At 28.2% G+C, this 24,976-nt stretch carries 20 protein-coding genes; 14 read left to right on the top strand and 6 right to left on the bottom strand.

Features of this window, described 5'->3' with window-relative positions; genetic code table 11:
- Positions 1-10 precede the first annotated feature (10 nt).
- Positions 11-1,300, bottom strand: coding sequence for an O-acetylhomoserine aminocarboxypropyltransferase/cysteine synthase family protein (locus ON24_RS02940; RefSeq protein ID WP_040681906.1), 1,290 nt, complete (start codon positions 1,298-1,300; stop codon positions 11-13).
- A gap of 552 nt (positions 1,301-1,852) precedes the next feature.
- On the opposite strand from ON24_RS02940, the gene ON24_RS02935 reads away from it, so the two are divergent.
- The 13 genes from ON24_RS02935 to ON24_RS02875 all read left to right on the top strand — a co-directional run bounded on the left by ON24_RS02935 (position 1,853) and on the right by ON24_RS02875 (position 16,147).
- Positions 1,853-3,403, top strand: a complete 1,551-nt coding sequence (locus ON24_RS02935) for an asparagine synthetase B family protein (protein WP_040681905.1) — start codon at positions 1,853-1,855, stop codon at positions 3,401-3,403.
- A gap of 181 nt (positions 3,404-3,584) precedes the next feature.
- Positions 3,585-3,800, top strand: coding sequence for an Asp-tRNA(Asn) amidotransferase subunit GatC (gene gatC, locus ON24_RS02930; RefSeq protein WP_016358400.1), 216 nt, complete (start codon positions 3,585-3,587; stop codon positions 3,798-3,800).
- Positions 3,801-3,810: 10 nt separating this feature from the next.
- Positions 3,811-4,296 carry an allosteric regulator of homoserine dehydrogenase gene (locus tag ON24_RS02925; RefSeq protein ID WP_016358401.1) on the top strand — a complete coding sequence of 162 codons (486 nt, stop codon included), beginning with the start codon at positions 3,811-3,813 and terminating at the stop codon, positions 4,294-4,296.
- A 15-nt stretch (positions 4,297-4,311) separates the two neighbouring features.
- On the top strand, positions 4,312-5,334 hold the full coding sequence (locus ON24_RS02920) for a homoserine dehydrogenase (RefSeq protein ID WP_040681904.1): 1,023 nt from the start codon (positions 4,312-4,314) through the stop codon (positions 5,332-5,334).
- A gap of 54 nt (positions 5,335-5,388) precedes the next feature.
- Positions 5,389-6,621, top strand: coding sequence for a cofactor-independent phosphoglycerate mutase (locus ON24_RS02915; protein ID WP_040681903.1), 1,233 nt, complete (start codon positions 5,389-5,391; stop codon positions 6,619-6,621).
- Between the two features lie 165 nt (positions 6,622-6,786).
- Positions 6,787-7,125 (top strand): hypothetical protein, encoded by a 339-nt coding sequence (locus ON24_RS02910; RefSeq protein ID WP_040681902.1) that lies wholly within the window; start codon positions 6,787-6,789, stop codon positions 7,123-7,125.
- Between the two features lie 182 nt (positions 7,126-7,307).
- On the top strand, positions 7,308-7,946 hold the full coding sequence (locus ON24_RS02905) for a sugar O-acetyltransferase (protein ID WP_040681901.1): 639 nt from the start codon (positions 7,308-7,310) through the stop codon (positions 7,944-7,946).
- Entirely contained in the window at positions 7,946-8,587 is a 642-nt protein-coding gene (locus tag ON24_RS02900; protein ID WP_081585232.1) for a sugar O-acetyltransferase, read from the top strand. Before ON24_RS02905 ends, ON24_RS02900 begins: the two co-directional genes overlap by 1 nt.
- Positions 8,588-8,679: 92 nt before the next feature.
- The gene (locus ON24_RS02895; protein ID WP_040681900.1) at positions 8,680-9,813 is read left to right on the top strand and encodes an aldo/keto reductase; all 1,134 of its coding nucleotides are present in this window, start codon (positions 8,680-8,682) and stop codon (positions 9,811-9,813) included.
- 140 nt (positions 9,814-9,953) lie between these two features.
- Positions 9,954-11,723 carry an excinuclease ABC subunit UvrC gene (gene uvrC / locus ON24_RS02890; RefSeq protein ID WP_016358408.1) on the top strand — a complete coding sequence of 590 codons (1,770 nt, stop codon included), beginning with the start codon at positions 9,954-9,956 and terminating at the stop codon, positions 11,721-11,723.
- Between the two features lie 771 nt (positions 11,724-12,494).
- Positions 12,495-14,468, top strand: a complete 1,974-nt coding sequence (locus ON24_RS02885; protein WP_040681899.1) for a hypothetical protein — start codon at positions 12,495-12,497, stop codon at positions 14,466-14,468.
- Between the two features lie 319 nt (positions 14,469-14,787).
- Positions 14,788-15,525, top strand: coding sequence for a 4-phosphopantoate--beta-alanine ligase (locus ON24_RS02880; RefSeq protein WP_040681898.1), 738 nt, complete (start codon positions 14,788-14,790; stop codon positions 15,523-15,525).
- A 79-nt stretch (positions 15,526-15,604) separates the two neighbouring features.
- Entirely contained in the window at positions 15,605-16,147 is a 543-nt protein-coding gene (locus tag ON24_RS02875) for an AAA family ATPase (protein ID WP_016358411.1), read from the top strand.
- Between the two features lie 880 nt (positions 16,148-17,027).
- Here ON24_RS02875 and ON24_RS02870 read toward each other — a convergent pair.
- From ON24_RS02870 to pyrG, 5 genes are all read right to left on the bottom strand, one after another.
- Entirely contained in the window at positions 17,028-17,711 is a 684-nt protein-coding gene (locus tag ON24_RS02870) for a diphthine--ammonia ligase (RefSeq protein WP_040681897.1), read from the bottom strand.
- A gap of 62 nt (positions 17,712-17,773) precedes the next feature.
- Positions 17,774-18,832: a hypothetical protein gene (locus tag ON24_RS02865; protein ID WP_040681896.1), complete on the bottom strand. Its 1,059-nt coding sequence runs from the start codon at positions 18,830-18,832 to the stop codon at positions 17,774-17,776.
- Positions 18,833-18,944: 112 nt separating this feature from the next.
- Complete coding sequence (locus ON24_RS08930; RefSeq protein ID WP_050553537.1) at positions 18,945-19,379, bottom strand: hypothetical protein; 435 nt, start codon at positions 19,377-19,379, stop codon at positions 18,945-18,947.
- Between the two features lie 18 nt (positions 19,380-19,397).
- Positions 19,398-20,237, bottom strand: coding sequence for an A24 family peptidase (locus tag ON24_RS02855; RefSeq protein ID WP_076621398.1), 840 nt, complete (start codon positions 20,235-20,237; stop codon positions 19,398-19,400).
- 239 nt (positions 20,238-20,476) lie between these two features.
- Positions 20,477-22,117: a glutamine hydrolyzing CTP synthase gene (pyrG, locus tag ON24_RS02850; RefSeq protein WP_040681894.1), complete on the bottom strand. Its 1,641-nt coding sequence runs from the start codon at positions 22,115-22,117 to the stop codon at positions 20,477-20,479.
- A gap of 370 nt (positions 22,118-22,487) precedes the next feature.
- Between pyrG and ON24_RS02845 the strand changes: the two genes are divergently transcribed.
- The gene (locus ON24_RS02845; RefSeq protein ID WP_040681893.1) at positions 22,488-24,056 is read left to right on the top strand and encodes a ClC family H(+)/Cl(-) exchange transporter; all 1,569 of its coding nucleotides are present in this window, start codon (positions 22,488-22,490) and stop codon (positions 24,054-24,056) included.
- Positions 24,057-24,976 lie beyond the last annotated feature (920 nt).

The following is a 24,976-nucleotide window of genomic DNA, read 5'->3' as shown; positions in this document are numbered from 1 at the left end:
AACAGTAGATTTATTCTACTGCCTTATTTAATGCTTGATCAAGGTCGGCTATAATATCTTCCACATTTTCAATACCTACGGATAACCTTATAAAATCAGGTGTTACACCACTTGCAAGCTGTTCCTCAGGTGATAGGTTTGAGTGTGTGGTAGTTGCCGGATGTACAACCAATGTTTTAGTATCTGCAATGTTTGCAAGATGACTTGCTAAATCCACATTTTCAATGAATTTTCTACCTTCTTCAAGACCACCCTTGATACCAAATCCTATAATGCCTCCATACTTACCATTTAAGTATTTTTTTGCATTTTTATGTGTTGGGCAGGATTCAAGTCCAGGATAATTTACCCAAGCAACTGCAGGATGTTTTTCTAAGAATTTAGCAACCTCTAATGCATTTGCACAATGTTGGTTGACCCTTAGGGACAAGGTTTCCAGACTTTGCATAAATAAAAATGAGTTAAATGGACTAATACAGGTTCCAAGATCCCTCATCATTTGAACACGTGCCTTTGTAATGTATGCTTTGTTTCCAAATTCCTCACTATAAACAATTCCATTATAACTTTCATCAGGCTCTGTAAATTCCGGGAATTTACCGTTTGTCCAGTCAAAGTTACCACTATCTACAATCACACCACCCATACTTGAACCATGACCGCCTATAAATTTAGTGGCGGATTCTACTACAATGTCTGCACCATGTTCAATTGGTTTAACCATTGTAATTGCTGAAGTGTTATCAACAATTAGTGGTATGCCATGGGAATGTGCAATTTCTGCTAATTTATCAAAATCAGGAACATCTAATTTAGGATTTCCAATTGATTCACAGTAAATAGCTTTAGTTTTATCGTTTATCGCAGCCACATATTCTTCAAGATTCTGGGAATCTACAAAATTAACTTTAATGCCCATTTTTGCTAGTGTTTTTTTAAAGAGTATAAATGTTCCACCATACAGATTATCTGCAGATACAATCTCATCCCCACATTTTGCAATATTAAAAATTGATAAAAATATTGCTGATAAACCTGAGGATTGAGATAATGCACCTACTCCCCCTTCAATTGCATTAACACGTTCCTCAAATGCTGAATTTGTAGGATTTGATAACCTTGTATAAATATGTCCCTCTTCTTTAAGGGCAAATAATTTAGCAGCATATTCTGTACTTTCAAACATATATGAAGTAGTCTGATAAATAGGTAATGCCCTTGAACCAGTTGCAGGATCTGCCTCTTCCTGACCTGCATGAACTTCTAATGTACGTTCACCATATTTTTTATTTTTATCCAATTTATCACCTTAATATAATTGATACATTAATGATTTATTAAAATAATATTATATAAATTTAAATCATTTCTAATTTTCAAATATTAATTAGATAATTTTACTTGTATTTTTATTAAGAGTAACTTTAGCTAATTTTATTCATGGATTTAAATATAACGATAAAATCTATAAAAAATCAGTATTTCTTTTATAACTCTTTAAACTTGATTTATTAAAGTTTATTTTACTTTTATAATGAGACAATTATGTAGATATGTAGCCTTTTTTTGAAAATTATTGTTATTTCTTAAAAATATTTTATAAAATCATTTAAATTTAAATATGATAATTAACATAATATTTTTAATATGTTAATTAATATAAGTGGGAGAGTAATTAAATACATATTTTAAACATGATTTTTCATGGTTTAATTAAATGAATAAAACTTATTTTTTCTTTAATGGGGTATTTGAATAAATATAATTCTTAAATCCTAATTATTAAAAGAAATAGCTTATATATCAATTTTTTAATTAATTATTTTATAAAAAAACTCTTGAATTTGATAGCATGTGTGGAATTGTAGGATTAATTGGAAATTTTAGGGGAAACGATTTAATTTCAATGATGAAAACTATTGAAAGAAGAGGTTTAGATGCACATGGAGTGTATTTAGAAAATGATGAACATACTGTTTTTAATGATAACATTGATTTAGATTCTTTTAGCGATAATAGTTCATATGATGTAGGTTTTGGACATAATTTATTATCAATTACTAATTTTTATAAGGAGGATAATACTCTTAATTTACAACCTAAAAGAAGGGATAATCTTGTCTTGTCTTTTAATGGTGAAATCTATAATTATAAAGAAGTCTTAGATTTTTTAAAGTCTAATTTATACAACGATGAACCACCTAAAAGTGATAGTGAACTGTTAATTATTCTACTTGATTATTATTATAAAAAGGATCATAATCTGTTAAATGCCGTAACCCGTACTAATATGATTATAGATGGGGATTATGTTTACTCTGTTTATGACGGTGAAAATCTTGCGGTTGCAAGGGATAAAGTAGGGGTTAAACCAATTTATTATGGACAACACAATGAGCTTAAGGGATATGCGTCTGAAAGAAAAGCATTGTGGAAAATAGGAATTGAGGATATAAACTGTTTAAAACCGGGATATATTTTATATAATTTTGAGGAAATTCCACCAAAGTACTTCCTATATAATTATGAATCTCATAAGAATCATAAATATGAAACTTATAAAAAAGAATTGGATAATCTAATTACAAAATCTATTAAGGATAGAATCGCAAATATTGATGATATTGCTGTAATCTTTTCAGGCGGTGTAGATAGCACATTACTTGTATACTATATTTATGAAAATCTGGAGGAAGGTCAAAGTTTGAGCTTATATTCCGTTGGTAATGAGGATTCACAGGATTTAAAATATTCCAGAATGTTGGCTGAAAGATTAGATTTGCCTCTTAGAGAAGCAATTGTCAATGAAGAACTTGTTAGAGATTGTCTAGATGATGCTTTACTTGCAATTGAAGAGCCGAGTATGATGAAGCTTGGTGTTGGAATGACCATGTATATTGCATGTAGAATGATACATGAGGATGGAATTAAAGTTGCAATATCAGGTCAAGGTGCCGATGAGTTATTTGCAGGTTATAAGCGATATTTAAATACTTATAATGAGGGTTATGTCGATGATGACGGTTTGATTTATAAACGTTTTAGAGCTGTAGAACATGAACTAAGACATGACGTTTCTAAAATCCATAGTGTTAACTTAGAACGTGATGATGCTGCAGCAATGGCTAATACTGTAGAGCTTAGGGTACCTTATTTGTCAGAAAACCTTGTTAAATGGACATTGGATATACCTGCTAAATATAAGATATCTGGTGGAGATGACAATGTTCGAAAGAACATATTAAGGGATTTAGCTATTGATAAAGGCATCCCCGAATTTATTGCTTATAGAAATAAAAAAGCAGCACAGTACGGTTCTGGAATTGATAAGATCTTAAGAAAAAAAATATTTAAAAACCAGAATATTAATAAGTACTTTAATAATCTAAAGGAAAATATCTAATCAAACTATTTTTTTTACTTTTTTATTAAATTCTAAAATATTTTATTTTATTATCTTTTTTTTATTTAATTTTGTATTAAAATCTATAAGTTTATTAATATAAAAATATAAACACTAAAACATAATATATAATTTATTTATAATTATAATTTTTTTATTTAATTATTAAAGGAGACTAATAATGGAAATTAAAGAAGATGCAGAAAAAATTCTTAATGAATTTTCAAAAACCTTAGATAGTATTCCTGATTTAGAAGAAACATATTATATTACAGACAACTTAAATCTTACTCGTAAAGATGAGGCTGTTAAAAAAGATCCAAGCAAAATCTTAAGGAATGCTAAAATTGATAAAAAAGGCGGTTTAGTAGTTAAAAAAGCAAAATGGACACAATAAAGGCGATAGTATGAAAATGGATTTAGTACTTGAACTATCAGACACTCCTGGACAATTAGTCACCTCACTTAAACCGTTTAAAGATTTAGGTGCTAATCTTGTTACTGTTATTCATGATAGAACTTTTAAACAAGAAAATGGTAAAATACCAGTTCAGATAACAGTGGAAGGAGAAAGAGAAAATCTTGAAAAGCTTATTGAAAAATTAGAATCTGAAGGAATAACCATTCTTAAAGTAGATAGTACAATTTTAAAAGTAAAATATAGTACTATACTTATAGGACACATTATTGATACAGATGCTAGAGATACGGTAGACAAATTAAATGAATTGGAAAATGTTACTGTAACAGCTTTAGACATTGAATTTAATAATGAAGAAAAATCATCTGCATTAATAACTGTTGAAATGGCTTTAGGATTAAAACAAAAAGTACTAAATAGAATTAACGAAATTGCTGCATCCAAAGACCTTTTAGTTATTAATGAAGTATAATAATGAGGGTATTTTATGAAAGATTTGAAATTATGTATAATGGGATTTGGTGCTGTTGGTCAGGGAGTAGCAAAAGTCGTCTCATTAAAGAAAGAAACAATCAAGGATATTTATAATGTAAATTTAAAAATTGTATCAGTTGCTGATTCATCAAGCTCAGCTATCTGTGAAGACGGATTAAATGAGGATGAATTAATCAAGGTTAAAAATGAAACAGGAAAATTAAGTGATTATCCTGAATATGGTAGTAATATTTCTGGTCTAGATGTATTGGATGCATGTGACTATGATGTACTTATGGAAGCAACTCCTACAAACATTAAAGATGGTGAACCTGCAAGATCATTAACTTTAAAAGCATTTGGTGATGGTAAGGATGTGGTAACATCCAATAAGGGACATCTTGCTTTAAACTATCAGGAATTATTAGATGCATCTAATGAAAATGATTGCATATTTAAGTTTGAGGCTAGTGTAGGTGGAACAATGCCTATTATTAACCTAGCTCAGGAAACCTTACCTGCAAATAAAATTGAATCAATTATAGGTATTTTAAATGGTACCACCAATTATATTCTTTCAAGAATGACCTCAGAGGGTACTTCATATGAAGATACCTTAAAAGAATCACAGGAGTTAGGAATTGCTGAAACTAATCCTACACAGGATGTGGAGGGTATTGATGCTGCTTGTAAAACTGTTATTCTTGCAAACTCTGTACTTGGAATTCCTGCAAAATATGAGGATGTTAAGGTTAAAGGTATTTCAGATATAACATCTGAAGCTATTTCACTTGCAGATAAACAGGGATATTTGATTAAACTTATTGCCGAGGTATCCCCTGATAATCTTGAAGTTTCTCCAAGACTTGTTAAGAAAGGTAGTCCCTATGATATCAATGGAACATTGAATATGGCTACACTTAAAACAGATTTATCTGGAGAGGTTACTGTAATGGGTATTGGTGCAGGTTCTGTAGAGACCGCATCAGCAATGATGACTGATTTAATTCATGTTATAAGAATAAGAAACAATTAAATATTCTTATAATCTATTTTAATCTACTTTTTTTATATTAAGGAGACAACTTTTATGAAATATGTTGTAATTATTGGAGACGGTATGTGTGATTACCCTATTGATGAATTAGGTGGTAAAACTCCATTGGAATATGCCAATATTCCAAACATGGATAGAATAGCTAAAGAGGGAAAATGTGGTCTTACTAATAATGTACTTGACCAGTATCAACCTGGTTCTGATGTAGCTAATATGAGCATATTCGGTTTTAATCCCGCTAAGTATTATACTGGTAGAGGTCCACTAGAGGCAGGAAATATAGACATCGGTCCAACAAGTCAAAAGGATTTAATATTTAGATGCAACACTGTCACTGAAAAGGATGGTACATTGGATGACTTTAATGCTAATCACATTACCACTGAAGAAGCTACAGTATTACTTAATGATTTAAACATATATTTTAAGGACAAATATCCTGATTTTCCCGGAACTTTCTATCCAGGTGTAAGTTATAGGCATGTATTTGTATATACTTGTCCTGATATAGAGACAGCTTATGAAAATTCTGATTTTCCAACAGCTGCACCTCATGATATTGTCGGTGAAAAAATCGATGATTATACCAATTGGGATACAGATTTCCAAAAGGGCATTAAGACTATTATGTTAGAGTCTAAAGACTTTCTTGAGAATCATGAAGTTAATAAAAAGAGGATTGAAAAGGGATTAAAACCTGCAAACATGGTTTGGTTATGGAGTCAGGGAACTGTTCCTACTCTTGACAATTTCACAGATCTCTATCATAAGAAAGCAGCTGTAATAACCGGTGTGGATTTACTTAAAGGTATTGCAAACTATGGTGGATTAGATGTAATCAATGTACCTGGAGCAACTGCATACTTTGATACTGATTATAAGGCAAAAGGCCAATATGCAATAGATAATATTCCAGATTATGATATTATCTTTGTTCATATTGAGGCTCCGGATGAGGCAGGCCATGCTAAAAATGTTGGGGAAAAGGTTAAGGCGATTGAATCAATTGATAAATATATCCTTGGACCTATCTGGAAATATCTTGATGAGAACTATGATGAGTATAAAATAGCTGTTTTACCGGATCATCCAACTCCAATACCTGTTGGAACCCATACACGTGATGATATTCCACAGGCAATATATACCAAAAACGGTAAGGCAGATGATGTTGAATCATATACCGAAAAGAATATCGCAAAAGGTTCCCTTAAAAAAGAGTCTGGATATAAACTTGTAAGTAGATTGTTTAATAATGAAATTTAAAATCCTTTCTACTTTTTTTTAATTTTTTTTATAGATTCTTTGCTATTTTTAATATTTTTTTTAACTTTGACCTAATTTTAAAACATAATTTTCAATAAAATTTATATATATAATAATTATAAATATTATAAATATATATTTATATTATATTTAAAGGGTTAAATTATGCAAAACTTTAACGATACTACAAGTGTTAAGATTAATCGTGAAAAGAAAAATCTTGCAAAATCAAAGGGATTAAAGTTACAAGATCTTTTAGATAGTGCTTTAAATGATGAACTTGGTTTATGTAATGAAGAGGATAAAGTAAATGAAAGAATAGAAAGATTAAAACAGGAAATAAAAAATCTTGAAATTGAAAAGGAGAAAAATCTCGCAGACTGTGATAAGAAAATTAACATTCTAATGAGGAATCTTCGGGATATGAGAGATCGGGAAGAAGAAAATTACAATGATAAGATTAACATTCTTAAAGCTAAAATCGAATATTTAGAACAATTTTAAATAGATTTATTTATGATCTTTAATATTTTTGAATATGGAAATTGATTAAAATTTCATAATTTGGCTGATGGTATTTTGATATGTGGACCTGTTTAAGATTTCATATCTAAAATGGATAGTTTTTTAATTTTTCAACTTAATTAAGTTATTATGATTTAATAAAGATTTCTTTCTGTGGTAATATGGTGGATTTAATTAAAGGTACTTGGATGGAACAAGATGATGAGGAATTGAAATCTAGATGGATTAAAGGTAAAGATTTATTATATGAATATAACAATCATAGTTTAGCAGATGTTGATGAAATAAATAGACTTAAAAAGGAACTTTTTAAATCTGTTGGTGATAATGTAACTGTCACTCCTCCTTTTTTCTGTGATTTTGGTTCTAATACCAGTATTGGTGAAGGTACTTTTATAAATGTGGGCTGTGTCTTTTTGGATACTTGCGAACTTACTATAGGAAAGTATTGTTTAATAGGTCCAGGTGTACATATTTATTGTGCAAACCATCCGAGTAATATTGAAGAACGTATTGTTCCAAGAGACGATTCATTAAATACAAAAGACTATCCCTATATCAATAATAATGGTAGGTTCAATGAGAATATTGAATATACTTTTACAGAGTTTGCAGAACCTGTAAGGATTGGTGATAGGTCCTGGATTGGTGGACAATCCATTATATTGCCAGGTGTTACAATTGGGGAAAATGTGGTAATAGGTGCAGGTAGTGTTGTTACACATGATATACCATCAGATACAATTGCATTTGGAAGTCCTGCTAAGGTTGTAAGGGAAAATAAAATTTCTGATTATTAGTGATTAAATTGAGGAAAGATATTAAACTTGATAAAGGCAACTGGACTGAGCAAGGTGATAAGGACTTAGTTTCTAAATGGAAAAAATCAAAGCGATTGAATTTTCAATTGAATCATCTTAAACCCGATGAGAATATTGAAAGAATCAATATTCAAAACGAATTATTTAAATTTATTGGACCAAATGCTGTTGTGGCTACTCCTTTCTATTGTGATTTGGGATTTAATACAAGTATTGGTGAAGGTAGTTTAATTAATTCTAATTGTGTATTCTTAGATACTGATGATTTAACTATTGGAAAATATACTTTAATAGGTCCTGGTGTACATATTTATTGTGCAGATCATTTAACTGACACTAAATTGAGAGTAATTCCTAAGGATGATAAATTGAATGACGGAAATTATTCTTATATTGACGGCAAAGGTCGATTTGATGAGGATATGGATTATACAATCACCGTTTTTTCAAGACCTGTAAGTATAGGTGATAATTGTTGGATAGGCGGTGGCTCTATAATAATGTCTGGTGTGAAAATTGGAGATAACGTTATAGTAGGTGCAGGTAGTGTTGTTACACATGATATACCATCAAATACAACTGTTATAGGTAGACCTGCAAGGATTATTAATAAAGACTAAACTTCTAAAATTTATTTAGATAATGGAAGATTATATATATTCATAAAATTAATATATATTATATATATTTATTTTTAATTATGGGTGAAAATATGGTAAAATATGGCTTAGGACTTATGAGATTACCTCTTCTAGATGAAAATGATCAAACAAGCGTAGATATTGATGAAGTTCAAAGAATGGTTGATGAATGTATGGAAAATGGAGTTAATTTCTTTGATACTGCAGTTCCATATCATTTAGGAAAAAGTGAAGAGGCACTTAGGAAAACTTTAGTTGACAAATATCCGAGAGATAGTTTTCTAATCTCAGACAAATTACCTTTATTTAATATTCAAAAAGAAGAGGATATGGAATATTACTTTAATACAAGTTTAGAAAAACTTGGAATCGATTATTTTGATTACTACATGTTACATAATGTAAGTAACTGGACAAAAACCATATATAGAAATATAGATTGCTTTTCTTTTATAAAACAGAAAAAACAAGAGGGGTTAGCTAAAAAAATAGGTATATCTTTCCATGATAAACCTAAATTACTCAGAAAAACATTAGAAGAAAATCCGGAACTTGACTTTGTACTTTTGCAGATAAATTATCTTGACTGGGATAGCCAATCATTTAAAGTAAACGAGCTTTATGATATAGCTGTTGAATATGGTTTAGAAATATTGGTAATGGAACCTCTTAAAGGTGGAACCATTATAAACATTCCTGATGAAGCAGAGCAATTACTTAAAAATTACAATCCGAAAGATTCTACTGCAAAATGGGGATTAAGATTCTCAGGAAGTTTGGATAATGTTTCATATGTCTTATCTGGTGCTAAAAACCATAATCAAACTAGAGAAAATATTGAAACATTTAGAAATTTCAAACCTCTTAATTTAAATGAGGTCGAATTACTTAGAAAAACAGCAAAAATCATTAATGACTCTATTGCAATACCATGTACCGAATGTAGATACTGTATGGAGGATGGAATATGCCCTCATAATATACCAATTTCCGAGTACTTTTCATTGTATAATGATGCTAAAAGAGTGGGTTTTAAGGATTTTTCAACACAGCAGGTAATGTATAGGACAATTGGATTAAATCCTGATTATGGTTTGGCTTCAGATTGTGAGGAATGTGGGAAATGTAGTAAGATCTGTCCACAGAAACTTAAAATCCCTAAACTTCTAAAACAGGTCTATGAGGAATTTGAAACTACAATGTAATTCCTTATAAATTTTATTTTATAATTATTAATTAAATCTTTTTTTTCTTAATTTTTTTTTAAAGTTTTAAATACAATTTTTAGTTAAATATTTTTTTTAAACTTAATTTTTATATTTAATAAATTACAAAGTTTCATATCATGGCAACCAAAGTAACTTCACCAGATAATCTTCCCCTTAAACCTGGCGTTTATATTATGAAAGATATTAATGAGGAGGTTATCTATGTTGGAAAATCAAAATCCCTTAAGAAAAGAGTAAGCTCTTATTTTAAAGATAAGGTAGATAGACCAAAAACAAGAGTTTTAATGAACCATTTTCATTCATTAGAGTATATTGTAACTGCTTCTGAGAAGGAAGCATTGATCTTAGAGGCTAATTTAATCAAAAAATATATGCCGAAATATAATATTCGCCTTAAGGATGATAAACAGTATCCTTATGTTAAAATCACTGATGAAGATTTTCCAAGGCTTATCATTACAAGAACCATTGGCAAAACCGGAAGTTATTATGGTCCATTTACAGATGTCGGATCAGTACGTTCTACAGTTAAATTCTTAAAACAATTGTTTAAAATTAGAACATGTAAAAATATGGATGGTCCTTGTTTAAATTATCAAATTAATTTATGTTATGCCCCTTGTGATGGAAACATCACAAAAGAGGAATATGCGGAAATCATAGAAAAGATAGATTTGTTTTTCCAAGGAAAATACAATGAAATAATTAATAATCTTAAAAAAGAGATGAAGGACGCTTCAAAGAATCTTGAATTTGAAAAGGCTGCAGTTTTACGTGATCAGATAAACTCCATTGAAGAGGTTATGGTTAAACAATTTGTTGATTTAAATGATGAGTTGGATCAGGATGTAATAGCCAGTGCTGAAAATAAGAACAACACTATTATTGTAGTTTTATCCATACGTAAAGGTAAAATTATATCAAAGGAAGACTATCAAATGGATAATACTCAAAATCAGGATTTAAATGAAATTTTTTATAGTTTTATTCAACAATATTATGGAATTAATCGCCATATTCCAAAAGAGATTATTGTTGAAGATAAGGTTAGAGATTCTGAATTGATTGAAGATTGGTTATCTGATTTAAGAGGCAATAAAGTTAATGTTGTTATACCCCAGAAAGGTAAAAAATTACGTCTTATACGTCTTGCGAGAGGTAATGCAGATATAGTTAAGAAACAAAAAGAAAAAGTATCTAATGCTTTAACAGAACTTCAAAATTATCTTAAGCTTAAGAATGTGCCTCATGTTATAGAGGGTTATGATGTAAGTAATATATCTGGAACATTACAAGTTGGTTCCAAAGTAAGTTTTTTTGATGGAAAACCTAATAAGAAACTATACAAAAGATTTAAACTTGAAACACCAGGGCCTAATGATTATGGTATGATGAGAGAATTATTAACAAGAAGATTTAAATCACTTGTAGGTGAGGAGGATTATAAAAAACCTGACCTAGTACTTATAGATGGTGGTAAAGGTCAGTTACATGTTGCATGTGAGGTTCTTGAAGAGTTAGGTCTTGATGATATACCTGTAATAGGTCTTGCAAAGGAATATGAAGAAGTATTTGTACCTCAATCAACTAAACCTATTATAATCCCCCATGATAAACAGTCGTTACATATTCTACAACAAGTGAGAGATGAAGCACATAGATTTGGTGTTACTTACCATAGGAAATTACGTTCTAAAAAGATCACAGAATCAGAACTTGATGGTATTCAGGGTATTGGTAAAAAACGTAAACTAAATCTTTTAAGGGCATTCGGAAATATTGATTCCATTTCAAAGGCTAGTATTAATGAGTTAAATGAGGTTGACGGAATGAATCAGAAAGTATCAGAAAATGTTTATAATCATTTCCATCATTCCAAAATTTAACTGGTTTATTTTTTCATTGTTTTTAAAATATTTTTTCTTTTTCTGTCTTATAATTTTTCATTATAATGTATTTTTTTTATATTTTTTTAAATTATTTTAATTAATTTTTATGAATTCATAAATTATTAAATCTAATTTTATTTTATATTTTTAAAATATAATTGAATGTTTGTATTAAAACTAATAAGTTTATAGTAAAATATTTATTAAACTCATTATAAAAATGAATTTAGATTTGATATTGCATATATTTTTTTAAGCATAGATTAAATTTGTATAATTTTAATTTATCTTAATATTTTCGATATTGAATCTTAAATGTCTTATTTTATTTAATAAATAAGGTGTTATGAAAAAACCAAGGGAGGTGAAAATATAAGAATAAGGAGAAGTTTATTAATCATTATAATATTCTTTGTAAGTATTGGCGCCATATCTGCTAGTGATAATATAAGTGATTTAAGTGAATCAGGGATTTTAGCAGACTCTCAAACTGGTGGATTAAATTCAAATTCATATGATAATCAGAGTTTAAATACGAATAATCCCAAAACATATCAAGATCTGCAGGATATTATTGATGCCAATACCAATGGTACAATAGATATTAATGATGATTATAAATTTGATTCAAATATTGATTCTAAAAATGGAATAAAAATTACCAAAAATCTAACTATTAACGGTAACAATCACATCATAGATGGTGATGGGAAATCATTTATATTCAATATTACAAATGCAGAAGTTACAATTAATAATTTAACTTTAATGAATGGTAATTCATCAGGAATTGGAGGATCTAATATTGGGGGAGCTATACATTCTACTGGAGATAAATTAGTTGTATCTAATTGTAATTTTTTAAATAATACTGCAAAAATGTATGGTGGAGCCATATATTCAAGATCTGCATTGATTATTATTAATAATTCAAATTTTAATGAAAATAAATTGGAGAAAAACAATTTTATACACCAAGGTGCTGCAGTGTATTCTATAAATGATATTAAGGTATATAATTCTAATTTCACTTATAATGATTTAAATGATTATAGTCCTAATGGTGAAGGTGGAGCAATAGTCAGTAAAAAAAGTGTGGAATTATATAAAAGCAATTTCATTTCCAATATTGCAGGTGATTACACAGTATATGGAAAACAAGTTAATGCTACCAGATGTCTTTTTAGGAACAATACTAATCAATATGGTTCAGGAGCACTTGTGGGAGAAAATGTAACTGTAGATGACTCTGATTTTATTAGTAATATGGCAGGAAAATGTGGTGCATCTATACGTGGATCATATGTTTCTGTAAACAATTCCAGATTTATTAATAATACTGGAAATGCCAATACAAATTATTTAGGTTCTGGAATCTTTTCAACTAATGAATTAAATGTTTCTAATTCCTATTTTGAAAATAATGTTGCCGGTTATCGTGGTGGTGCCATATTAGTAAATGGTGTTGGAAATATTAATAATTGTACTTTTGTTAATAACACTGCTCATAAAAGTGGTGGTGCAATTAGTGGAAGTGTAATAAATGTAAATAATAGTAATTTTATCGGAAACGGTGCAGATAAGTATGGTGGTGCAATATTCGCTACAAATGCTACTGTAATCAATTCTAATTTCACTGATAATTATGGGGAAAATAATACTTCAATAGTTACAATAACAAATAATGCGATTAAAAATTCTAAAATTGATGGAAATGTATTAAATCTTAATTTAACTGAAGTAACTTTTGCTAATTATTCTGGTTTGATTAGATTTAGTAACGGTTATTATGGATATTGTATTGAACCTGCATCTTTTACTGGTGGTAGTGGTTTTGCTACAGATGATTTAAGCCATCTTACAAATTCATTAACTGGAGAAGATGTTTCAGAATATCTTAAAATATTCGTTTGGTATTATTACAATAATGAAAATGCCACCCCTTCTTTAGGTGGTTATATTCCTCAGCAATATCTTTATGTATTTACCACTACTAATTTCACCATTTATGCACAATACTACCCTCCTATTAAAAAAGTGATTGACTTATATGATAGTGGATTTAGAGTACCAAGTAAAAATGCGGTTAAGCTATTAGATAACGGTTCTTATATGGTATTTAACTTTAAAACATTTCTAACTCCAACTAGTTACCAAAATGACATTATGTTTAAAGTTGATTATTTAGATGATATCGATACTCATATGAAAGTTGAGAAGATTACTGTTACTCCTGTTGTTGGTCTGGGTAATAGGACTTCTTTTATTATCCGCGTTACTAATGATTGTAATTATACCTTGCATGATGTTTTTGTTGTTGAGGATAGTTGGGATGATGGTTTGGTCTACGACTCCTGGAGTGGTAATGATGATTGGACCTATTCTGGCAGTTATAGATGGTCTTATAATCATGGTTTAGCACCAAATGAGTCTGCAGAATTTATCGTTTACTTCAACACCACAAAGCCTGGTAACTTTACAAATTATATAATTGCAGGATCAAATGAAACTGGAAATATAACTACCAATAATTCTACTGAGGTTATAAATAGTACTATACCTGAGAACAATACAAATAAAACAGATAATGAAACTAACAATACGCCTGCAAAACCAGAAAATAATAATCATAATAAAACTAATAGTGTAAATATTGAAACTACTCCTAAAACAGGTAATCCGTTAGTAATTTTATTACTAAGCATTTTATGTCTTGGAATTATTCCATTTAAGAAACATTAAACTTTTATAAAAAAATTATGTTTTAATACATAATTTTACTTTTTTTTAAAAGAACTTATTTTAATTTATATTTAAAAATTAATTATGTTTTAATACATAATTTTACTTTTTTTTAAAAGAACTTATTTTAATTTATATTTAAAAATTATATTCTAAAAAAACTATTTACATATTGAAACTAATTTATAAATTAATTTTAAATTTTACATAATCTATTACTTTTAAAGTAATTATTTAATATATGAAGATTGATTTAAAATATAATTTATAATGATAAATAATAACAAATTATATAAGTTTTATAATTAGATATATTATTATGATACCTAAAAATCATCCGAGATACGAATCATTATTATTAAGAGATAAAGTGAAAAATGCATTTTTAGATGGATATTTAGCTGATTCTGGAATGATTGCACATGGTAGAGGCGAAACCTTCGATTATTTATTGGGTGAAAAAACTGTACCTGCTGCAGAGGAAGCTATGAAAGCTGCAGTTGCATCATTATTACTTGCTGAACATCCTGTTTTATCTGTTAATGGTAATACTACTGCTTTGGCTATTGATGAAGTAATAGAACTTGCCAAATCAACAGATAGTAGAATTGAAATCAATCTATTTTATAGAACTGAAGAACGTGTGGACAAGATTACAAAACTATTTAAAGATCATGGATATGAGGATATTTTAGGTACAAATTATGATGATTTATATTATTTTGATAAAATAACCAACCCAAGGGCAACTGCAAGTCGTCAAGGAATATATATTGCAGATGTTATTTTAGTTCCACTTGAAGACGGTGATAGAGCAGAATTGTTAAAAGAGGCTGGAAAGAAAATAATTTGTATTGATTTAAATCCTTTATCAAGAACTTCTAAAATGTCTGATATTTCAATTGTAGATAATGTAGTCCGTGCAATACCTGAAATGACACGTCTTGCCAGTGAATATAAAAACAAAGATGAAGACTTTCTATTAAAAATAGTAAATGATTTTAATAATGGGGAGAATCTTAAGGATTCTTTGGATTCATTTAAGATTAAGGAATAAAAACTTTTATTTTTTAATAAATTTTTATAATTTTTTAGAGGAATTTTTTTATAAAATAAATTAAAATATAAGTGTTATTATGAATGTTATTGGAATTTCAGGACTTCCAGGATCTGGAAAAAGTTATATCTCCAAGTTTGCAATAGACAAAGGTGCTATTGTGGTTAATATGGGGGACTGTGTAAGGGAAGAGGCTAAAAAAAGAAATGAGGATTCAAGGGTTACAGCTATTAAATTGAGAGAGGAGTTTGGCAAATATGTTGTAGCCAACTTGACAATTAATAAGATTAAAGGATTATTAAACGAGAACGTTAATTCAAATCTTATAGTTGTTGAGGGTATTAGAAGTCCCTATGAGGTGGAGTTATTTAAAAATAACTTTGAAGATTTTAAGATATTGTCTGTCTTTTCTTCACCTAAAACTAGGTTTAATAGATTAAAACTTAGAAATCGTGTAGATGACTCTCAAAACTTTGAAGATTTTAAAAAAAGAGATTTGGATGAGTTAAGTTTTGGCATAGGTGATGTGATATCCACATCAGATTATTTAATTATTAATGAGGATGATCTAGACTCCTACAAAAAAGAGGTAAATAGATATCTAAACCTATTTTTATCTTAATCTTTTTAATTTTATTTTTTTTTGGATATTTTTAAAATTAGAATAATTATTCGGTTAGTTTTCTATAAATTTTTTAAACTTTTTTTTAAATTATTATATGATTTTTAATCCTTAATAATTTATTTTTTATACAAAATTATTATATTCTTTTAAAAACTATAATTATATTTATTTTTTTAAACAATTATTAAAATTTATTCATATTTTAAACTTGATAGTTTGTATATATACTAATAATATCGAAAGATTTAAATAATGTGTTTTTAAGATAAATATTAGTCTAATGCTAAAATGTAAATAATTAGTTTAACCACCCAACCACCACCAAACTCATTATTTATTTAGTATTAGACAATACTTTATTAAAATTAGTAAATTGACACTTTTTCTTATTTTAGATTTAATAAACGATTTTTATAAATAGACTTTAAATTAAAAAATTAGGTTATAAGTTTTTTAATTTTTAAAGCCATATAATATATTTTAAAAGCTATAATAAATATTTTTAATTCTAATTTTAAATTTAAGTTAAAAATTGGGTTTTTTTAAACACACATATACCTATTTTATTATTTTCTAAAAACAGTCAATTTATTTATAAAAAACATATCTGATCTGAAATTTTTATATATAAATCAAGTAGATAAAATATCTTTAAAATCTTATTCATTTACAAGGAAAATTGATATTCTTATAAAATAATTTTATAAAACCATCAATATTAAATTTAAAAATGGTAATGATAAAAAAAATGAGATTACAATTTAAAAAATAATGTTTATTAAATTATAGTAAATTAAAAAAATAATAATAAAATTCCATTAAATAGATTAAAGACATGTTTAAATAAATTAGTTATATCCTTAAACTATCAATATAATTAATCCTTATCTTCAAGTATTGCATCTTTAATAATGTAAGTTCCATTATCAACATGCCAATCTACATCAGCATCTAAAATTTTAATTCTTTTTTTAAATATAGGTCCATCAAGTACAAATGTCTCGGCCTCCCCACCTTCAAATGCGAGATTAATCGGAACTTTATCATTGACCTTTTTTAAATCTTCAATACATTGGTTATCAATATGCCTTCCCAAATATTCCTTACCTAATCCGTAAGCAAATACGCCACAGATTATAACATCAAAACCTGCGTCTACAACTTCATGCATATACTCTTCCTGATTTACATGCCAGTAAGGGGATATTATCTTAAGACCTACATCCTCACCTAATTTTTCAATACGTGATTTTTGATAAGTTGAATATAACGCACCTGTGTATATGACCTCAACGCCTTGATCTTTTAATATTTCAAATTGAATCTTAAGATCTTTAAGTTCGTCTTCTTTAATACCATCCGTTTCTGCTTTTATTAAAGGTATATTGACGGCTTTAGATATTAAATCAGTTAAATTGATGTTGGGTACATGGAACATATAAGAGGATGAATTCTTACTTACCATAGAAAGTAAATATTTAACATCATCGCCATTCTTTATTGAATTGTATAATGCCATTGTGCTATCTTTACCACCTGAAAAAAGTACCGCTGATTTCATATTATCACATTTAATTTAAAAAAAAGTTTAAAAAATAAATAGAAGATTTCTATTTATTTCATTTATTCCTCTTTAAAGTCATCTAATGTTCTCTCTTTACTTTCCTTATTTTTAGATTTTTTGTTTAATTCATCAAAATCCTTGTCGCTATTTTTAAAGATTAATGATTTTTTTTCTTTTTTATCGATTACTATATCCTTTTGAGGGTTTGGTTCTACACTGTGTGTACCTTCCTCAAATACAGTTTCCTTCTCTTCTTCTTTTTTGGTTTTAGTTTTATTTGTCTTTGAGAAGTTTCTGTTAATTCTTCTTTTATTTCTTTTAGTTCCCATTCTTTTCCAGTTATTGTAGATAGTATCTGCAAATATACCTAGTAAAGCGGTGGCAATACCTATTAAACCACATATTACACTTACCATCCAAATCGGTAATTGTTGGCTTTCGGCTTTCTTAGTGTTATTTGCAATAGAACCTTCAACAGTATTTACAGGAACACTTTGGTTTCTTAAATCCTCGGTTACAGTATCAATATCAAGGGGACTTACACCAGCTTGAAGTCTTATAACAGTGGAACTTGGAGTTATATCATATGATTCAATTAAAAGCTCTCTAATATCATCAACAACTAATTGAGGATCGGATGAATTTTTAACGGTAGCATTAATAATACCGTTCTCACTGTCAATAGTCACATTCTCAATGTTTGATGATTGATTTATATTGTCTTCAATACTGGTTGTCATGTATTGAACATAGCTCGAAGAGAAATTTCCTGTAACCAAACTTACCTTAGTTGGAACAACCTTATCTACCCCTTGAGTAGACCTGGTTTTATTAATAATTTCACTAGTATTTAATCCATACTGAGAGCTAATATCAATATTAATGTATTGGTCCTGACCAGTAATGATAGCATCTACTTCACTAATAAACTCTGGAAAATCTTCATATATAGGACTTATAAAGAATAAACCACCAACAGCTCCAATTATAAATGCAATTAATAAGACCCCACCAATATCTTTCTTTTCAAGATATGGACTTAATATTGCCATTGAAAATATGAATACTAATAAAAATATAAATAATATAACATATATTGAAGTTGAAATTAATTCCATATAATTCACGCTCAAAATTAATATAATTATAGATTTAATTTTAATAATCTATATACTTTTATGTGAATTAGAGGATTTAATTATATGGCTTTTAAGATTATAGTAAATTTTTTTATATTTTATCTATTTCTATTTGTGAACTATTATCTTTCCATTCTATAATTACCCTATTAAGTCCCTTATTTAGGATAATCCTATTATTTAAACTTAAGTCATTGGATCTCACTTCAACCTTTTTATAGCTGTTATCGGATAGTAGGACATCGCCAGTCAATATACCATTATTAATATCAATTTGAGAATCCTTTTTCATGTTGAGATATACTGTACGTTTTGAACCTGAACCTGATGCATAAACCTGATTAATACCCGTTACCAGTTCTTCCATTTGTGATTTTGTGTTATATGCCATATTTAAATCATCGATATTATCTATTGATGTTGATATCATCGGTAGGATGAAAACGTTAATTAAGATCAGGGATATTATAAAAAGCAATAAATATTCAAAGGACATCTGACCATTTTCTTCATTTAAAACACCCATTTAATCACCTGTTAATATTTAAATAAAAATCAATATGATGTTGCCGTAAACTAAACTTAAGATATATCCGATACATATGAAAGGTCCAAATGGAACTGAGATTTTAATGAAAACTCTTTTATCCATTATTTTTTTATTACATAATTCTCTAAGACTTTGAATATCGTAATCTGTTATGCCCGCTGAACTTTCGCATTTTATATAAAGTTTATCATCCTTTATTTTACATGATAAGTTACTGTCTTTCTTGTTTTCAATAATATTTTTAATTTCAATAAACTGATCCTTGTTGGTAAATATTATTGTGTCAAGTATCATGCCTTCCCTTAACTGGTTAATCTCCTTTATATATGTAGAAAAACTGTTAGTTGATCTTATAAGATTAAAAAATAGAATCTCATATTTAATTCTATTTTTAAGATTTGCTTTTTTAATGTTCCTAAACTTTATAGATAATACATAGAAAATTATTGGTAAAAAAGAGATTAAAATACTGTTTATTATCACATCAAAAGTAAAAGGAACGAAAAGATAGTTTTGAGAAAATACTGGACTTTTCAAATAATTTATAGGTATTGCAGAACTGATTCCACATAAAAGCTTAACATCACCACCTGCCCATAGGCCCATTGTCCAAAGAATGTAGCTTACAGAAAATATTATGATTAGGGAGACGATTGATGTGTAGATAAAGAATATGGATTTAAAATATAAGGTATAGATAAGGTTAATTAAAAGGCCAAAGCCAGTTAGGGATAAACTTATCTTATTGCTGATTCGACCATACTCAAAATCAGAAATAGCTGAGATTATGGTATAAATTAAAGTAATAATTATGGGCATTGTAAAAATATTCATATTCAAATCTTGTTCATTTAATGCATATGAAAATTTTTTAATTTAAATTAAAAAAATTAGTATAATCTAAATTTTATTTTAATTTTTAAAACCTGTGTTTTAATAAAAAAATCAGTTATATTTAATCAACCATTGGATAGAAGAGGTGTTTATTTACAATACCTATTCCAAATTATTTATCATGATTTAATAAAAAAAAGAGGTATTTAAAATATTTACATATTTGTAAATATTAAAAATCATTTTTTAGAATAGTTATAAGCTGCATCTACAAAGGATGTAAATAGTGGATGTGGCCTATTTGGTCTTGATTTAAATTCGGGATGGAATTGACAGCCGATGAACCAAGGATGATTAGGAAGTTCAACAATTTCAACTAAGAAATCATCAGGTGATACTCCAGATAATACAAGACCTTTTTCCTGTAAAATCTCACGATAATCATTGTTAAACTCATATCTGTGTCTATGACGTTCCTCAATTAGATTAGTGTCCTTAAATATTCCTCCCAATTCTTTATATGCCTCATATGTTTTGGTTCCAGGAACTAATTTACAATCGTATGATCCTAAACGCATAGTTCCACCCATGTTTTTGATTTTCTTTTGCTCTTCCATTAAGTCAATGACCGGATGTTTGAAGTCATTACCGAATTCTGTACTGTTGGCATCTTCAAGTCCATTACGTCTTGCAAATTGGGTAACCATAGATTGCATACCTAAACAAATACCAAAGATAGGTACCTCGTTTTCTATTGCATATTCAACTGCCTCAAGTTTTCCCTCGAATCCACGTTCACCGAAACCACCAGGTATTAAAATACCGTCAAGTTCATCTAAAACTTTAGTATCCAGATGTTCTACATCGGCACTGATATAGGTGATATTCATTTTTACTCCAACTTTAGCGGCACCATGTTGCAATGATTCTCTGATACTGATATATGCATCTTCAAGTTCAACATATTTGCCTACAATACCAATGTTTACAACAGGCTCCTGAATTTCAAGGGATTTTACAACACCTCTCCATTCATCAAGTTTTGCACTATCTGGTTTTACATCTAAGTGGATTCTATTTACAATAAATTCTCCAACATTATTTTTATCCAATACGAGAGGAACTTCATATATTGATTTGGCATCAGGTGTATTTACTACGGCATTTTCATCTACATCACAGAAGTTAGCTATTTTAGCTTGTAGGCCTTCATCAATTGGTGAAGGAGATCTACATACAATCATATCCGGTGCAATTCCTGTACTTCTAAGTTCTTTAGTAGAGTGCTGTGTAGGTTTTGTTTTAAATTCTTTAGCAGCCTCAAGATAAGGCACATATGTTACATGTACAAACATTACATTTTGACTGCCCTCTTCATTTCTAAGTTGTCTTAAAGCCTCTAAAAATGGCTGAGATTCAATATCTCCAACGGTACCACCAAGTTCCACAAGGACAACATCAAAATTTTTTAATGTGGCAGCATTTCTAATCATTCTTTTGATTTCATCTGTAATGTGAGGGATGATTTGCACACATGCTCCCAAATAATCTCCCCTTCTTTCCTTATTGATTACAGAACTATAAACCTTTCCTGTTGTAATGTTTGATATACCTGGAAGTTCCACATCTAAAAACCTTTCGTAATGTCCAAGATCCAAATCAGTTTCCATTCCATCATAGGTCACAAATACCTCACCATGTTGATATGGGTTTAATGTACCTGAATCCCAATTGAGGTAGGGATCAATTTTAATAGCTGATACTCTAAGTCCATAAGATCTTAGTAATCGACCAATAGAAGCAGAAGTAATTCCTTTTCCAATAGAACTTACTACACCACCAGTAATTATAATATATTTTGTCAGAATAATCCTCTCCATATTTTAAAAATAATTGTAAATAAAAATTTATACATTACTATTTTAGTATTTGCTAATATATAAAAATTTATTAGTGGTTTTTTAAATTATTTTTTTGAATATTTTATATATTTTTTAAATTTTTAACCCATTTATTAAAAACCATATATTTTTATAAGGATTAAACATAATATCTTTTAATCTTTTATAAGGATATACTTAAAAATTAAGGTATACTGGATTATTGAATTTAGAAAAATAATAGTGATAAAATATCTGTTTTTAATTTAAATCTTTGGTGATAATTTAAATCCATTTAAAAAATTATTTAATCTATAATAGACAATAATAAAATAGATTTTAAATCTTACTAGTAATAGAAAGGGAGATTATGGAAAGGGACATTACTAAAGTTTTAGAGGTTTTAACTAAGGATTCTAAATATCATCTGAACATAATTATTGAAGGTTTACTTATAGGTATTGTATCAGGTCTTATTGTTTCTTTTTACCGATTTTTGATTAATTCCGGAGAATCTATTGTTTTTAATGTAATTTCTATAGTTAAAACCAACGTTTTTTATACTGTATTGTGGTTTGTAATTCTTATTTTAATGGGTCTTTTTATCTGTTATCTGATAAAATTTGAAGGGGATACTGCAGGTAGTGGTGTTCCTCAGGTAACCGGTGAAGTAAAAGGATATATTGATGCTAATTGGTTAAAATTACTTTTTACCAAAACCATTGGTGGATTTGTATCCTCTTTAGGTGGTCTGTCACTTGGAAGGGAAGGACCTTCAGTACAATTAGGTGCAATGGCTTCCAAAGGTTTGTCAAAAGTTTTAAAAGCACCAAACACAGATGAAACATTATTTATACTTGCAGGTTCCGGTGCAGGTTTGGCCGCGACTTTTAATGCTCCAATTGCAGGTTTACTTTTTACATTGGAAGAAATTGATCATACGTTTAATAAAAAGGTTGTCTTTGTTGGTTTAATTGCTTCAGTTACAGCTGACTTTATTGCAAAGATATTTTTCGGACAATCAACTGTTTTTAAAATAGCCTCTCCAAACATTCCCCTTGATTATTATTGGTTACTTATATTCCTGGGAATCTTGTTAGGTTTTGCAGGTTACCTTTTTAATAGGGGTTTAATTGGTGCCGGTAATTTATGGGAGAAATATAATGTTCCAATAGAACTCAGGATAGTTCCAACCTTTATTATCTGTGGAATATGTGGTTTTTTCATTCCCCAGATATTGGAGGGGGGATATTCAATGGTAAACTCACTTAATTATTTAATTCCTGGAATTACTATAATATTGCTATTATTAATCGGTAAATTTTTACTTACAATCTTGTCCTCATCATCAGGTTCACCTGGAGGCATATTCTTCCCAATACTTGCTATCGGCGCATATGTTGGTGCATTATTCAGTGCTATAGCTATTCCATTGTTTGGACTTAACCCTACAATTGCATACAAGTTTATTATAATTTCTATGGCAGGAATGTTTGCATCTACAATACGTTCACCAATTACTGGTATAATACTTGTTACAGAGATTACAGGCTCAGCCCATACATTGGTGGCGTTAGCTATTGTAAGCATTATTGCCTATATGATACCTACAATATTAAACAATGATCCAATTTACACATCCTTATTAAATAATATTCTTGAAAAACGTAATCAGCACAAATATGAGGATTCAACAAAACCAATACTTGCAAATTATACTGTTCCATTAAGTAGTTCATGTGAAAATAGGAAACTAAATGATATTCCACTTCCTGATACGATTCTTGTTATTTCAATTATAAGGGATGATAATTATATTATTCCTGATGAGGATACCGTTTTAAAATATGGTGATGAACTGTATATCCTAATGGAATCTGGAAGATTTTCTAAAGATAACAGGAAAATAGAAAAAATCATCTATGACGGTAAGGTTTAATCTCTATTTTCTTGTCTGGTTTTATCTTTTTGTTTGAAATTTTTTAATTTAACTTTTTTTTAATTAATCCATTTTCTTTAATCTATGTTTTTATAGTCATATACCCCTTTTTATATCCTTTAAAAATAGTATTATACAAAGTATATATAAAATGTAAAAAATATTAGATAAAAATAATTATTTTATAAATATTTATAAAAAATTTTTATTTTAATTTGATATTTTGAAACTTTTTTGCAAAACATTTAAATACTAGGTTTTAGTTATATTATATTGATTTAAGTTTAAGACTTAAATCATGCTAGGAAAATTATAGGAATTCATACATATTCACCCCCTTAAACGTATGTTTTTTTTCAAAAGTATATTAAACCTTTTATTTTTCCTATAATTTTTCTATACATTTATAACTATTTTTCAATTAAATTTTAAACAATTTTTAGGCGTTATTTTATATTAATTTTTTCTACTTTTATCTTATTATTGTAACTCCTTTTAATATTCTATTTCTACATGAAACATGTCTAAAATAGATTAGTTTTTTTAGATATCTATTGAATTTAATCCTATGGGATTATAATAAAAATATCATGTTTTTCAATCCATAATACTCCAATTAAATAATATAAAAGAATGGAATATATCTTAAGCTCCATATATATCATGCCTATCAAGTAATAAAAAAATAGATGCCTCTTAAACATTTATCATGTTTACTAAATTATATTGGAAGAATAAATCATTTACTTGAAAATCTTAATCTTAAATTATTTTAAAAAATAGATTGTTTGTTAAACTATATGGCTATTAGAGATACTAAAATATTATTAAAAAAAGGAATATTATATATTATTTTTATTAAAAAAAGTAAAAAAACCATTAAAAAATGATCTAGTATACTAGGATTATAAAAAAGTAGT

The organism is Methanobrevibacter boviskoreani JH1, assembly GCF_000320505.1.
GTDB classification, from domain to species: Archaea; Methanobacteriota; Methanobacteria; order Methanobacteriales; family Methanobacteriaceae; genus Methanarmilla; species Methanarmilla boviskoreani.
The sequence above is the reverse complement of the archived record's forward strand: the minus strand, read 5'-3'. Positions and strand labels throughout refer to the sequence as shown.

What these genes read in the sequence shown, in the direction of transcription:
- ON24_RS02935 (WP_040681905.1), top strand. Translation starts at nt 1,853, where the DNA reads ATGTGTGGAATTGTAGGATTAATTGGAAATTTTAGGGGAAACGATTTA.
- gatC (WP_016358400.1), top strand. Translation starts at nt 3,585, where the DNA reads ATGGAAATTAAAGAAGATGCAGAAAAAATTCTTAATGAATTTTCAAAA.
- ON24_RS02925 (WP_016358401.1), top strand. Translation starts at nt 3,811, where the DNA reads ATGAAAATGGATTTAGTACTTGAACTATCAGACACTCCTGGACAATTA.
- ON24_RS02920 (WP_040681904.1), top strand. Translation starts at nt 4,312, where the DNA reads ATGAAAGATTTGAAATTATGTATAATGGGATTTGGTGCTGTTGGTCAG.
- ON24_RS02915 (WP_040681903.1), top strand. Translation starts at nt 5,389, where the DNA reads ATGAAATATGTTGTAATTATTGGAGACGGTATGTGTGATTACCCTATT.
- ON24_RS02910 (WP_040681902.1), top strand. Translation starts at nt 6,787, where the DNA reads ATGCAAAACTTTAACGATACTACAAGTGTTAAGATTAATCGTGAAAAG.
- ON24_RS02905 (WP_040681901.1), top strand. Translation starts at nt 7,308, where the DNA reads ATGGTGGATTTAATTAAAGGTACTTGGATGGAACAAGATGATGAGGAA.
- ON24_RS02895 (WP_040681900.1), top strand. Translation starts at nt 8,680, where the DNA reads ATGGTAAAATATGGCTTAGGACTTATGAGATTACCTCTTCTAGATGAA.
- uvrC (WP_016358408.1), top strand. Translation starts at nt 9,954, where the DNA reads ATGGCAACCAAAGTAACTTCACCAGATAATCTTCCCCTTAAACCTGGC.
- ON24_RS02885 (WP_040681899.1), top strand. Translation starts at nt 12,495, where the DNA reads ATGAATGGTAATTCATCAGGAATTGGAGGATCTAATATTGGGGGAGCT.
- ON24_RS02880 (WP_040681898.1), top strand. Translation starts at nt 14,788, where the DNA reads ATGATACCTAAAAATCATCCGAGATACGAATCATTATTATTAAGAGAT.
- ON24_RS02875 (WP_016358411.1), top strand. Translation starts at nt 15,605, where the DNA reads ATGAATGTTATTGGAATTTCAGGACTTCCAGGATCTGGAAAAAGTTAT.
- ON24_RS02870 (WP_040681897.1), bottom strand. Translation starts at nt 17,711, where the DNA reads ATGAAATCAGCGGTACTTTTTTCAGGTGGTAAAGATAGCACAATGGCA.
- ON24_RS02865 (WP_040681896.1), bottom strand. Translation starts at nt 18,832, where the DNA reads ATGGAATTAATTTCAACTTCAATATATGTTATATTATTTATATTTTTA.
- ON24_RS08930 (WP_050553537.1), bottom strand. Translation starts at nt 19,379, where the DNA reads ATGGGTGTTTTAAATGAAGAAAATGGTCAGATGTCCTTTGAATATTTA.
- ON24_RS02855 (WP_076621398.1), bottom strand. Translation starts at nt 20,237, where the DNA reads ATGAATATTTTTACAATGCCCATAATTATTACTTTAATTTATACCATA.
- pyrG (WP_040681894.1), bottom strand. Translation starts at nt 22,117, where the DNA reads ATGGAGAGGATTATTCTGACAAAATATATTATAATTACTGGTGGTGTA.
- ON24_RS02845 (WP_040681893.1), top strand. Translation starts at nt 22,488, where the DNA reads ATGGAAAGGGACATTACTAAAGTTTTAGAGGTTTTAACTAAGGATTCT.